At 63.5% G+C, this 12,456-nt stretch carries 15 protein-coding genes; 6 read left to right on the top strand and 9 right to left on the bottom strand.

The features are described from left to right. Positions 1–122 precede the first annotated feature (122 nt). The 7 genes from ACTWQA_RS57355 to ACTWQA_RS57385 all read right to left on the bottom strand — a co-directional run bounded on the left by ACTWQA_RS57355 (position 123) and on the right by ACTWQA_RS57385 (position 6,089). Positions 123–719: a hypothetical protein gene (locus ACTWQA_RS57355; RefSeq protein WP_443167204.1), complete on the bottom strand. Its 597-nt coding sequence runs from the start codon at positions 717–719 to the stop codon at positions 123–125. A 1-nt stretch (position 720) separates the two neighbouring features. Then, complete coding sequence (locus ACTWQA_RS57360) at positions 721–2,853, bottom strand: hypothetical protein (protein ID WP_443167205.1); 2,133 nt, start codon at positions 2,851–2,853, stop codon at positions 721–723. Beyond that, a complete protein-coding gene (locus tag ACTWQA_RS57365; protein ID WP_443167206.1) occupies positions 2,850–3,083 on the bottom strand; it encodes a hypothetical protein in 234 nt (77 codons plus the stop codon). Before ACTWQA_RS57365 ends, ACTWQA_RS57360 begins: the two co-directional genes overlap by 4 nt. A gap of 493 nt (positions 3,084–3,576) precedes the next feature. Beyond that, entirely contained in the window at positions 3,577–3,990 is a 414-nt protein-coding gene (locus ACTWQA_RS57370) for a nuclear transport factor 2 family protein (RefSeq protein ID WP_443167207.1), read from the bottom strand. Between the two features lie 6 nt (positions 3,991–3,996). Further along, positions 3,997–4,803, bottom strand: coding sequence for an MBL fold metallo-hydrolase (locus ACTWQA_RS57375; RefSeq protein WP_443167208.1), 807 nt, complete (start codon positions 4,801–4,803; stop codon positions 3,997–3,999). 34 nt (positions 4,804–4,837) lie between these two features. After that, positions 4,838–5,464: a DsbA family protein gene (locus ACTWQA_RS57380; RefSeq protein ID WP_443167209.1), complete on the bottom strand. Its 627-nt coding sequence runs from the start codon at positions 5,462–5,464 to the stop codon at positions 4,838–4,840. A 130-nt stretch (positions 5,465–5,594) separates the two neighbouring features. Beyond that, positions 5,595–6,089 (bottom strand): MarR family winged helix-turn-helix transcriptional regulator, encoded by a 495-nt coding sequence (locus ACTWQA_RS57385; protein WP_443167210.1) that lies wholly within the window; start codon positions 6,087–6,089, stop codon positions 5,595–5,597. 492 nt (positions 6,090–6,581) lie between these two features. Between ACTWQA_RS57385 and ACTWQA_RS57390 the strand changes: the two genes are divergently transcribed. From ACTWQA_RS57390 to ACTWQA_RS57410, 5 genes are read left to right on the top strand one after another with little or no spacing between them, the layout of a single operon-like run. Next, entirely contained in the window at positions 6,582–7,565 is a 984-nt protein-coding gene (locus tag ACTWQA_RS57390) for a phosphoadenosine phosphosulfate reductase domain-containing protein (protein WP_443167211.1), read from the top strand. 7 nt (positions 7,566–7,572) lie between these two features. After that, positions 7,573–7,995 carry a nucleoside 2-deoxyribosyltransferase gene (locus ACTWQA_RS57395; RefSeq protein WP_443167212.1) on the top strand — a complete coding sequence of 141 codons (423 nt, stop codon included), beginning with the start codon at positions 7,573–7,575 and terminating at the stop codon, positions 7,993–7,995. Next, entirely contained in the window at positions 7,992–8,510 is a 519-nt protein-coding gene (locus tag ACTWQA_RS57400) for a hypothetical protein (protein WP_443167213.1), read from the top strand. Before ACTWQA_RS57395 ends, ACTWQA_RS57400 begins: the two co-directional genes overlap by 4 nt. A gap of 30 nt (positions 8,511–8,540) precedes the next feature. Then, positions 8,541–10,259, top strand: coding sequence for a hypothetical protein (locus ACTWQA_RS57405; RefSeq protein ID WP_443167214.1), 1,719 nt, complete (start codon positions 8,541–8,543; stop codon positions 10,257–10,259). A 9-nt stretch (positions 10,260–10,268) separates the two neighbouring features. Continuing rightward, complete coding sequence (locus ACTWQA_RS57410) at positions 10,269–10,829, top strand: hypothetical protein (RefSeq protein ID WP_443167215.1); 561 nt, start codon at positions 10,269–10,271, stop codon at positions 10,827–10,829. An 18-nt stretch (positions 10,830–10,847) separates the two neighbouring features. On the opposite strand, the gene ACTWQA_RS57415 is transcribed toward ACTWQA_RS57410, so the two are convergent. Continuing rightward, complete coding sequence (locus ACTWQA_RS57415) at positions 10,848–11,441, bottom strand: hypothetical protein (RefSeq protein ID WP_443167216.1); 594 nt, start codon at positions 11,439–11,441, stop codon at positions 10,848–10,850. Positions 11,442–11,833: 392 nt separating this feature from the next. Further along, a complete protein-coding gene (locus ACTWQA_RS57420) occupies positions 11,834–12,292 on the bottom strand; it encodes a MarR family winged helix-turn-helix transcriptional regulator (protein WP_443167217.1) in 459 nt (152 codons plus the stop codon). A gap of 63 nt (positions 12,293–12,355) precedes the next feature. Here ACTWQA_RS57420 and ACTWQA_RS57425 point away from each other — a divergent pair. Beyond that, positions 12,356–12,456 (top strand): VOC family protein (locus ACTWQA_RS57425; protein ID WP_443167218.1); only part of this gene is annotated, 101 nt, incomplete at its 3' end.

Here is a 12,456-nt window from a genome sequence, read left to right on the forward strand (position 1 = left end):
TCGTGGAGAACGAGCCGGGTTTGTTCGCTCAACCGCTCCCGTAGCCCGGCGAACCCTGCCCTGACCAGCCTGCACTATCCAGCGCAAGCGACGAAGCGGACATCAACTCGCGTAACGCCCTCTCAGTTCGGCTTCGGGGTGCATTTGTGGAGTTCGCCGTACCGGGTGCGGGCGATGCTGAGCAGTTGCGTCAAGTCGCTCACCGGGTCGCGTCCCTTGGCCACCTCGGACAGATCGACGCTGATCCACGGTCGTCGGTCTCCGCATTGGAACAGCATCATGGTGTAGTACGGGTTGGTGCGTGGCGAGCGGCCGGTGTACGCGATGAGCCCTTTGCCGAGATCCGTCGGCAGTGCGGTCAGTTGATGGTTGCCGAAGTTCTTGCGCGCGAGGTTCATGGTGCTGTCGCCGTCCCGCACCGACCATACGACGGAGAGCCGGGTGTATTCATTGCGGAGCGTGCATATCCCGTGGGTTGCCGGTACCCCGCTCTTGTTCTCCTCCAGCGGGAGCGTGAGGCCGGTGATCGTGCGGACCGCTTGCTGTGGGAGGAAGTCGCACCAGTAGGGCGAGGAGTCGGTGACGGGGCTGGCGATGGTCTTGTTGCCCGGGCTCGGTGGCGGTGACGAGGCGTTTCCGGTGCAACCGGTCGCCATCGCGAAGACAAGGAATAGCCCGGCCACGGTGCCGGCGACATGCCTGACTGCTGGAAGCGTCATGTCAGTACTCGATGATTCCTAAATTGCCGTGCACGGTGTCCGTTTCCGTGTTCATGGTGTTATGCAGGTTGCTTGTGATCTCTTCGATGTCAGTGTATCGGAGCGTCCATTTCATGAAGTGATCATAGGTCACGGGATCAGCGACAATTTCCTGTATGGGCTTGATGGTAGGTGGATGGCCGCTAGTGACGAAGCGGGTGTTCTCGGCGGCCCTCATGGCTGCGCGAGACCAATCCCCGGCAGCGATCTTCGCGCTGGCGATGCCGCTCTTCATCAGCCATACGATCATCTCGTTTTGGTCGTTGGCGGTATTCAAGGCCTCGCCTGAGGTGACGCCTACTTTGATCAAGCGTTCGGCGGCCAATGCAGCAAGTTTGTCGAATCCTATCTCGGCGCCCTTCTCGCCGATCTTCCCGCCGATTTCTCCGGCCACTTTGGTGCCAAGTTGTCCGGTCGGTCCTACTAAGAAGGCGAATGCGGCATTAATTGTATCTTTCGCATCTTTTCTGGCCTGCTCATCGCTCCATGCGTTGGCGAGTAAGGCCAGCCTGCGGGCCTCCACCAGGTGTCCGAAGACTCTGGCCTCTGGACGTAGCGCAGAGTCCACCTGTTTCCCGCCGTTCGCCTTGAAGGAGTCGTTGATCGTCTTGAGCATGTGTGCTGCTTCAGCAGCCTGAAGTTCTGTGGCGGCGTCCCTGTCGCCGCTGATCAGTACGAGCAACCGATCCATGTCGGCCTTGCCGAGCTGTCGCTTGTCGGGCCCAAGGAAGCCGTCGCTCTTGGTCTCGAATGTGCCGTAGACCTTGTCGATATGGGCCGCCATGGCGCTGCCCATGGGATGCCTGAGGAAACTCAGCTGATCGAACAGCTTCCGATCGGCAATGGAGAGTTTCCCGCTGCTATCCGCTGCGAAGACCTTCTTGGCGTGTTCCTTGAGGGCGTTCACTGCCTCTGTGGTCAAGGCCAGCGACACGGGGTCTTTCCCGGTCAGTGCCTTCCGCAGTGCCTGCGCGAACGGGTCGGTGTTGCCGTGGAAGTGAAATGCTGCGAGGCGATCGGTCAGCATGTACGACAGAACCGACTGCTTCCAGCCGGCAGGCGTGTGATTCAGCAGGGCCTGTGAGGCCTTCGCGTCGCTCGCCGCCGCATGGAACAGGTCGTCGATGACCGCCGAGCCGAGCCGTTTTCGTGAATCGTCGACAGGCTGCTTCGCCGGCCCCATCGAAGGCGTCCTGGGAATCATCCATTCGGTGACGCCGAGCACGGTGGCGAGGTCCGCCATGGGCACCTGTTTGCTGCCCAGAACGCTCCCGATTGCGTCCTTGGACGCCTTCCAGCGGTCCTCGAACTTCTCCTTCTCGAAGACGATGGCGTCTCGGCCGACCACCTGCATGAACTTCTCGGAGAACGGCGGGTTGCCCTCGCTGGCCCGCCAGATCAGCGCCTGTGCCTGGTATCCGTAGTAGGACGTGCCGTTCACCTTGAACTCGCTGCGTCCGTGCTTCACCAGATCGTTGAGGAAGGCGTCGCCCATGTAGGCGGGATCGCGGGGGTTGGTGCCCTTGGCCAGTGCCGAGGCGAGTAACCGCATCGCCTCCCGGGCTTCCTTGGACGTCTGACCAGCGTCACCTGCCGAGGCGGCGGCGCGCAGTTGAGCGGCGATCGCAGCGGGCAGTTCCGTCACTCCCTTGGCGCCGAGCTGGGAGAGGAACGCCTTGACGAACTCGGAATCCCGCGCCTTCGACGCGTACGCCTGCAACTGCTTCAACGCATTCTTATCCCCGGCCGCTGCGGCCTTCGCCGCTTTGGCCGCGACCGTGCCGTCGAGTAAGCCTTGAGCCTCGGGGAGCGAGTCCGGCACCCCGATGAGGGTTCCCGTCGCTATGGGCGGCCCGATGGAGATCTTGAGCCGCTCCATCTCCCGGACGATGCGCTGCCGTTTGCGCAGGTCTTCGGCTTCCTGGCCGACCTGCGCCGCGAGTTTCTTGATCCGCTCAGCCGGGGCGGTGTCCAGCCCCGCACCGTTGAGCTCCCCGTACAAGAGCGAGCCCAGCTCCTCGATTTGCATGGCGGCTGCCGTGTGCCGTGTGACCAGGGTGTCGAACTCCGGCAGTTTGACTCCGGTGAAGCTCATTTCGCCCTCGCCAGCTCGTCCTTCGCCATGGTGACGGCCTTGGCCAGCATCTCGTGCAGCTCCCGCTGGCAGCTGTGCACGGTATGCCCGAAGCGGTTCCCGCTTGGTCCAACCCATGTATCGGCTTCCATCAGCGTGCAGGAGGCATGCAGGGCCCACCAGCTGTCGTCGGACAGCTTCTGGATGCGTAACATCGCTGCCTGCATCGCCTCGCGATCAAGACCAGGCATCCGAATCTCCTCGTACGGCTCTCAAGGCCCCCACCGACGATAACTCCGCCCGACTCGATTGCCCCGGTAACCAACTAATTCGCGATTCCTCCCGAAAAGCTTGACCCAAATGGCAGGTCTCGTGCGTACACGAATAAAGGGCGTGATGGGGAAACTCGCCGAGGTGCTCGGGGTGGAGGTCGCCGAGCTGACTGGCCATCCGTACCGGCACGAAACGGCGGAACTTGACTCTGGGCACCCCGCCGTACCGGGACTCCCCCGCGCTTCAGCAACCCTCGATCCCGAGTGGGATGATCCTGCCGATGCAGCTGCCGACGTGGGTGGTGGCCAGGCCCCGCGTCACACAGCAGGCTCCATAACTCGTTCCCGGCGCAGGGCCCCCGTGGCACACCGCGTCGGGGGTAGCACCGGGTCGGCCGGATGGTCAACGGCCGACAACCGGTGCAAGCGCCATCTCGTCACCCCCGGCGGATCAGAGCGCTGACCCGCTTCGTCAGGGGTGCATGGCGTCGCGGACCTTGGCGGTGTCGACGAACTGCTCGAAGCGCACGATCAGCCCGCCGCGCACCGTGAAGTGGTGGGCCACGCGGACGTCGAGCGGCTTGCCGGTGGCCTTGTTGGTGGCCGTGTAGCGGGCGAGGACGACGACGTCTTCGCCGTCGACGACGTAGGTGTCGTCGTGGACGATCCAATCGGACCACTCGGTGGCGAGCTTCTCCATCACGTTCGAGGTCACACCCTCCGGGGTGCGATAGGTGCCCGCGAGGGGGAAGCCGGCCATCTCCGTCCACTCCACGTCTGGGGCGAGAGTGGCACGCAGGGCCTCGAGGTCACCGGCCGCGGAGGCCAGATACTGGCGGCGTACCACGTCAGCGGGGGCGGCGAGGCCGGTGGTGTGCTCCGTCATGTCGCCTCAGCCCCAGGTCATCTCGCCCGTGGCGACCTTGGCGCCGATCTGCGCCGCGATCAGCATGCCGTGGGCGGGGTGGCGGGCCACCAGCGCCTCCGTCAGCGCGGCGCCGTCCGCGGCCTTGGCCAGCTCCTCCTCGAAGGCGACCAGGTACTCGCGCGTGCCGGCGATGGCACTGGCGTCGGCGGGGGCCGTGGGCAGCCGGTGTCCGGGCACGACGAGCTGTGGCTCGAGCGCGGCCATGTCGTCCAGCAGGGCGATCCAGGCGGCACGCTGCTCGGCCTTCGGGGTGTCGGCGACCCATACGTGCTCCCCGGCGAAGAGCAGCACGCCGCCGAGGATGGCGCGGTGCTCGGCCTGCCACAGGTAGTGGCGGTCCGGCAGTTCGGCGACGCCGCCCGTGAGCTCGAATCGGTGGCCTTCGAAGGTGATGTCGCCGGTCAGCGGGGTGAGGCCGACCAGCCGGGTGGGCAGGTTCGCGCCCGCGGCCGCCCAGGCCTTCAGCTTGCCTTCGTACGAGTGCTGGATGTGTTCGATGACGTGCTCGGTGGCGATGAACTCGGCGCCGGGGAAGGCGTCGGCGATGACTTCGGCGCCGAAGTAGAAGTCCGGGTCGCCGTGGCTGATGAAGACGGTGGTGAGCTGCTTGCCGGAGTCCAGGATTTCGGCGGCCAGCCGGTGGCCGTCGGCCCGGGTGAAGCCGGCGTCGACGAGCAGGGCCTCGTTCTCGCCGATGACCACGGTGGCCGTCTTGTTCTTGCTGCCGACGGGGAAGTCCAGGTCGAAGATCTTGAATTCGAGCGTGCTCATGGAGTCCTTCTTTAAGGGTGGGGGAGAGGGAGGGTCAGGATGCATCGCGGGTGCCCAGGGCTGACAGACGCCGGTCCACCTCGTCGGTGGTGGCGTGTCCGCTCGCCAGGACGACGGCGCGGTCGCCGTCAACGGCCAGCAGGGTAGGGAATGCGTCGACGCCGAGCTCGGCCGTGCGGCGGAAGTCGGCCTCGGCGGCAGCCTGCGCCGCCGGGGAGCGGAAGGCGGCGACGACGGCGCCGGCATCGAGCCGGGCCTCCTCGGCGACCTGCCGGTAGGTCGCCGGCTCGGACAGGCTCTGCCCATCGACATAGAAGGCGTGCTGGAGGGCCACGGCCAATTCCGCCGCCCGCTCGGGGGCGTTCTGGCGCAGGGCGGCCATGCCGCGGGCGGCGGCCTCGGAGTCCATCACGAAGGAGCCGTCGGCGATCAGCCGCTCATACCCCTCGCCGAACTCCGCGCCGGTCAGCTCGTTGATCTTGGCGTTGGCGCCCTTCACGTAGCTGAACTCCCGGATCGGTACTCGGCGGGCGCCGGTGAACAGGCCACCGGAGAGGACCTCCACCGGCAGGTCCGGATGCTTGGCGGCGACCTCCCGCAGCGTGCGGGAGAACCCGTGCGACCAGCCGCAGTACGCATCGAAGACGTAGACGAGCTTCATGGGGAACCTCTGATTGTCCTTGCGGTGCCCGCGTTGCGCAGGCGAACTATCTGAGGAAACAGTATCTGACTCCTCAGGTATTTCGGGGGCTCACGTGACTTGTGTCACACAGAAGGACATCGCGCCGGATTCAGCGCATCCGTGGCAGCATGTCTCGCGCCGTATGGCTGAGGATCCGCAGATCCTCGGCGAAGCGCTCGCGATGGGCGGGGGGAAGCGGTTCCAGGAAGTATCGCTTGATGTTCCCCACGTGTACCCGCGCGACCCGCACCGCCGCCTCCTCTCCCCGCCGCGTGAGCCGCACCAGCCGCCCTCGCCGGTCATGGGGATCGTCGGCCCGCTCCACCAGGCCGGCCGCCTCCATCCGATCCACGAGCCGCGTCGCACCCCCCGTGGTGAGCACTTGCTCCTGTCCGATGGCTCTCATCGACAGTCCCGGCGCACCGGCCCGGCCGAGGATCAGCAGCACCTCGAACATCAGATGGCTGATCCCGAACTCCTCCTCGATCGCCCGCCCGAGGATGTACTCCAGCCGGTTGGCCGCCCCCTGCAGCCGTCCGAACGCCAGAATCAGCTCGTCGTCCGCCGCCTCCTTCGCCGTCGAGATCTCCGCCTCGGCACCCACCGCACCGCCACCCTTTCTGCTTCGTACGAGAAATACGCTCCATCGATCATGTCGGCCCGAAGGACGGAAGCGTCTCGTAACAGTGAACCGGCTGCGGCATGTCGTGGTTGCATCGAGGGTGACTTACGGACCCGCGGGGCTTCGCCGCCACCCCGGGGGCGCCACTTCGATCGCATCGCCCGGCGGGGGCCGCAGGCGCAAGCCCTCGGCTCACGAAGGTCACTTGATCAGATCTTCAGGGCGGGTCTTGGGGTTGGCCTGGTTTGTGCTCGGCGACAACGTGAGCATCAATCGTTCGGGATCGGCCCTCGGTCACGGTGGCGGACATGGGCATCGTGCTCGGACCGCCTTACCGATGCCAAGAAGAAAGCAGAGTGATGATGCGTATCTGCGCCGTAGCATGGCAATGTTCTCCCGGCTGCGCAAATGATATGGACGTGCTTATCGGCGCGTGCTACATATGAAGGCAGCGAGGATGCTTGGAGAGCGTCTATGGCCGAAAAGCTTTGGAATGACGTCCTTAATGAAGTCCAGCATGTATGTGATCGCTACCAGCTTATACCGCTGCGCGGGCCGGTGGCTGTGGCATTCTCCGGCGGGAAGGACTCGTTGCTGCTTTCCCTCGCCCTTAGGGAACTTCGCGTTCCGATCGTCTGCATCGCCGTGGACATGGGCTATGAGCCGGATTGGGGGCGGCGTATCACTGCGTTGGCCGAACGCACTCACCTGCCTGTCGAGGTGGTCGATGTACGGCGCGAAACCGTTGCGAAGAGTCAAGAAGATCGGCGCAGGATCGGACGAAACCTGCGCGCGCTCAATGTCATCCAGCCCAACGCGACTCCTTGCACGCACTGTTACAACGTGAAGGTCGTCGCCCTGGAGAACGCCGTGCGCGACCATGGCGCATCCACCATCGCCTTCGGGCATCATCGCACGGATGCGCTCGCCTCACTGATCAAAGAGGCGCTCATGTATATCGACAGGTGGGATCGCGGCCATCCAGTATTTGTACGGGACAACTTCGCAGAGCTGGTGGAGCAGCTCAAGGGGGAGGCGGAGGCACCGCCTGACGTGGACCACGCGCTGAGCCTCCGGATCGCCGAACTGGTGCACGCGGACATCATCGATACGGACGAACCGGCTCGGCAGCCGTTGAACAGAGATAATCCGGGCGTCAATGTCATCCGGCCCTTATTCCTCGTCGATGAGAGAACGATCATAGAAATCATGGCGACTCGGCTGATTGACGTGGAGGGATCCGGGTGCGGGCACGGCTTGTCGGCGAACTACCTGACGCCGCGCGAGATGGTCCACTATGGTGTTCTGCGAGCCACCTACCACCCATGGTTCGATGAACACATGCAGCGTTTGCTGATGTATGGCATAGATGCGCAAGGCGGGGCGCGCTTGGAGGCGCGACGTCGTCGGGTTGCATTGCTCGGCGACCAATACAAGCCAAGTATCAACAAATTTTAGGATTGCCGTGACCACGATAACGATTTGCGGCAGCGCACGACACCGCGACGCCATTTATCAAACCGCCGAGCTCTTGGAAGAAGCGGGTTTCGTCGTTCTCAAGCCACCGCTGCACCGCATTGATGAGCTGACAGCCGGCCAAGCGGCCGAGCTCAAAGAGCTCGCTTGGAAAGGTGCCACATTCGCCCACCTCAATCGGATTCTGAAGGCCGATGTCGTCTTCATAGTCAATCCCGACGGTTATATCGGTTCCAGCACTACCCTTGAGTTGGGATACGCGGTGGCGCACCGCAAGCTCATCGCCGCTATGATGCCCGATGCCCACGAATTGGCCAGAAGCGTTCTCTTCGATCTGCTGTTGCACTGCCCCGACATCGAAAAGGCCGTGAGTGATCTGTCGAAACGGCTTGCACCCGCGGTCGAATCATGAACCGGGATCTCGGCTCCGTGTTAGCCGACGGATGGAACGACACGCATGACGGGCCGTCCGCGACGGCGGCGGACTTCGCCCCAGTCCTGAGGATTCTGGCAGATGCGGGGCTCGTCAGGGGCAATGAGGAGCCGCTGACGACGCTTCAGGTTGGACCGTTCCGCATTGCTGCGACCCCTTATGAGACGGCCACCAATGATTTCATCGACGTCCTGCTCCCGTCACTGATCGTCGGGCTCGCCGACGGCATCCCCGTCCACGGCGCTGTCGCCGGGACACTGGCCGGAGCCACGCGATGCTTCATCAATGTCCTACGCTGCGGAGTCATCTTCGGGCGGTCACCAGCCGATCGCCTCCGGTGGGCCGTGCTCATGCACATCAAACAGCGGCGCCCGAACATGGCGCAGATGACTTTGGCCTTCCCAGAGGAACAGATCGCCGAGACAATCGCATGGCTTGAGGGCGCATCTTTGATCCGGAAGAATTCCGACGGAACGCTCGAAAGCCTGGCGTGAGGGCCGATGCTTGGCAGCGCCACTCACCTGATGACCGATGGGGACGGCGCGGTACTCGGTGTCGCTTTTCAGGTGCCCGTGCTCGATGCGGCAAGCCCTGGCAGCTTCCTGCTTACCGCCGCGCATTGTGTGCGACCGTTGTTCGATCGCTCGCAGCGCGTGCGAATCCGCGCGCCGAGCGGCTCTCAGAGCGACTGCAGCATACTATTCTGCGCCACTGAGGACGTCGCGCTTCTCTATCACTCGGATTGGCTCGGCGAACCCTTGCCGTGCGTCGCGGACCGTGCGGAAGGAAACGCGCTCGTACGTGGCGCCCCTCACGGGGTTGCCAGCGAACAGGCCACGTTCGATGCGTATCTGGCTGGTGTCGAAGGTGGCCTGCTCGACATCGTGCTGAGATCGCTCACCTACGTGGAGTCGGAAGCCGGCCACGATCCACTCGTCCCTCTTCCGAGTAGCCCTGTCTATCGGGCGCTTCGAGGGTTCTCGGGTGCGCCTGTCGTGCGAAAACGGGCTGATGGGACCGTACAGGTCATCGGACTCGTCACCCACCGCAACACGAGAGGCATCGCCAATCGGATCTACGGGATTCCGACAGATCGGCTTGTGGAGATCCTGGCGGAACAGGACATTGCCCTGCAGATGACGACGGATCTCCGGCAGGCGACTTCGGACAGGACCATGTTGACCGGCTTGCTCGGCGAGTTACTCACAGAGCCGGGCGAGGACCTGATGCTGTGGACACGGTTGTCAGGACTGTTCTACTCCGGCGAGCCCATCGACCGCATTCTCGAGGCAATGCTGTTGGAGCCGCAGCGGTACGGGCTCGACGACCTCGCGCTGGCGCGAGCCGGGTTCGTCCATGCTCGGCTGCGGCTCAAACGTGACGTGGGAACTGCGTCGCTGAACCGGTTGCGAGAGGCCAAGGCGCGAGCCGACCGGGCCGACCCCCAGGACGAATCCGGCTTGTCGGCCCTGATGGGTCTCAGACTGCTGATGGAGAAACCGCGAGGGGGCGGCGATCTGGAGAGTCACGCCTATCTTTTCGAGCAGGCGATCGACAGAATCTCCAGAGCGAGTTCCATGACGGACCGGCAGAAAGCTTACGAGATAGCCTCCGCCGTAGGAAGGGAAGCCGTGCTGGCGTATCTGGGAAATCCGCCGCCCTGGCCCGCAGACAGCGTCACCGCCAGCTACTACAAGCGGCTTGAGGCCCAGCACTTGTCTCTTCTGCATGAATACGGTGCGACACTACGCGACAAGCAGGAGGTGGTGCACATTGGCCTGGCCATCGCGCCGGCCATCTGGGATATCTCCAGCATGGCAGAGCAGGTTGACGCCTTGGTGGTCTCAGGCAAGAACGCCGCAATACAGCGCTCAAATGCCATTTTCTACTGCCAGATGCTGCTCGTCGAGGCGATGCTCTGTCGACTAAAACACAGTGATCTTCATGCATTCACGCTAGCCTGTCTTAGCACGCAGGCTCTGAGCAACGCGGGATTGCTGCTGTCCCACGAGGGCGTCGCAGCAATTCTGCGATGTGTCAAGGCTGCCGATCCCTCGCTATATCGCCTTGTCACGCAAGTGCATCAGTTCGGTATCAGGAAGGGAGTCGAGATAGTGAAGTGCGTGTTGACCGACGACGTGGACGTCATTGACCGAGCCAGTAGGATCGCGGTGCCGTACTCGGAGCAGGTGCGAGATCTCAAAGGAATCTTGACGCTGCGGTTGGACGTCCTAGCAGAGTAGGGGAAGGCGATGACGATCAGGGCCTATCTCGCCGGTCCCTTCACGGCCATCGCCGCATCGGCTTCCGGCATTATCGATGCTGACTCGCCGTGGCGTCACATCTTGGAGGACACAGAGCGGGCGCTAGGAGATCGGGGATGGCATGTCTTCCTTCCTCATCGGGACGTGAGCGCCTGGGGGCGTCGTAAGGCGTCGCCTGAGCAGATCGCCACGGAGTGCTTGGAGGCGGTACTGGGCAGCGACTGCGTCGTCGCCGTCCTGGGCGAGAGCTTCGGGACGCATGTCGAGGTGGGGACCGCCATTGGCCGCAACATCCCGACCATAATCATCGACGCGGCCCAGGAAGCGGGCAGCTTCTTTGGAAAGGCCGTGACGGCGTCCGGGTTGGTCACCTCCATCCGCCTGGAGAATCTGCGCGAACTGCCGGCCACCGTGGCGAGCGAGCGTTTCGACCAGGCGGTGCAACGGGCCGGAGTCCTGTCCCGTTGTTCCTCCGGTTCGCTCGGCGGCGGATCGGCCGCCAACGGGGACATGGCCGCAGACCTGGCCTCGTCGTCGGGAGCTCACTAGCCGCGTCGGTATCTCACCTCAGGTACAGAGGTGAGAGGTGGCCAGCAGGCCTTCCAGGATGTCGATGACGTTTCGGCGCAATGCGTCGAGCGTTCCCGAATTGTCGATCGAGCCGTCCGGTGTGATCGCGCACAGATTACTCTCCGTGACGTGACTGGCTGATGCCAGGGACAGGTCTCCTCTCTCTTGACGCCGCGACAGGCAGATCTCGTCGGGCGCGAAGATCCTGACGAAAGTGAAGCCCAGGTTCCGCATGAACATGTGGTCAGGGAACCGCATGTCGTCGCAGACAACCAGTGATGGCGTCCCTCCGAAAGCCCGCCGGACGTCATGGAGTCTCGCCAGAAATCTGTCATGGAGAAGCATGGGATTGATTCTCCTGATGTGCCTGCCCAGCGAGTTCAGCAGCTCGCCGTCCTTTTGGTAGAAATCATCCAGCTTCCGACCGGCGATGTGATAGACGGCTGATTGGGCCTCGTAGAGCGGGTCGGCTAGCTTAACTAGAGAGCAGGGAAGGCCAATAACGCCGCAATATTCCTCCAGAATTCTAGCGGCCGAGCTCTTCCCGGAGCCGGGTGGGCCGTAAAGGGCGACTTTGACTGTTCCGTCCATGGGTCCTCCTTGTCCTCCCGGGTCACACGAGTATTCCGGAGATGGGGCCACGAACCAAAAATTCGTGTTGCAGGAGTCACAGTCGCGAAGTCACGGTGAGTCGCCGTCCAAGATGCCGGGTGCTGTTCGTAATGATGCCTCCGATCATCATCCATGGCCAACGTACAAAAAGCCACACATTCGACAGAAATGGGACCGAGCGAGTGCCTGTTGACGTGCACTCTTTTGATGGATGACGCCTCCTGCGGCGGCAAGGCCTGTCGAGGGTGAGCCGGCTCATCGCAGAAGAGGGTGTAGTCGGGGTTCGTCGGTTTTCGAGGTCGCCCGCACGGATTTTTCACGCTCGGCTGCACTCCTATCCGAGCGCGATGAGACGTGCGCCGGGGAACGAGCTATGCACCGTCGTTGCCATCGCGCAGGGAATGGATCATGCTCCGCAGGATCCGGAACGCGTCTGACTGCTCGGTCTCGGTCAGGCCGGCCAGCATTCTGACCTCGACGGACCGGACCGCTACGGTCGCCTTCTCGAGGCTCCGTCGGCCGCGAGGCGTGAGCCGCGTGGGAAGAACCTTCCCGACGGGTGCCTCCGCAGGCCTGGTCACGTAGCCGTCTCGTTCCAGGGCTTGGAGCAGCACGTTCATCGTCTGCCGGGTCACGAACGCGCCCCGCGCGAGCTCGGAGCTCGACAAGCCCGGTCGTTGAGCCAGCAGCTCGAGGCAGGAGTAGTGCGTCACGCTCATCCCGAGCGGCCGCAGCACCTCCTCCATAGCTGCACGGAGGGCGCTCGACGCCTCTTTCAGCAGGTAGCCCAGTGACGTCTCCAGGTCGACGCCGACACCGTTTTGACTCATGTCAGTATTCTGACATAGATTGGCCTGTGTCAGAAAACTGACACGAAGAGAAGGAGCATCATCATGCCCGCCACCGGCCCCGACTTCATCTCGCTCCAAGCGCGCGACCTCGACGCTTCGCAGGCGTTCTACGAGCAGTACCTCGGCCTCGTCCGCTCGCAGAC

Origin of the sequence: Nonomuraea sp. 10N515B (assembly GCF_052245915.1) — a bacterium.
Classification (GTDB): Bacteria; Actinomycetota; Actinomycetes; order Streptosporangiales; family Streptosporangiaceae; genus Nonomuraea.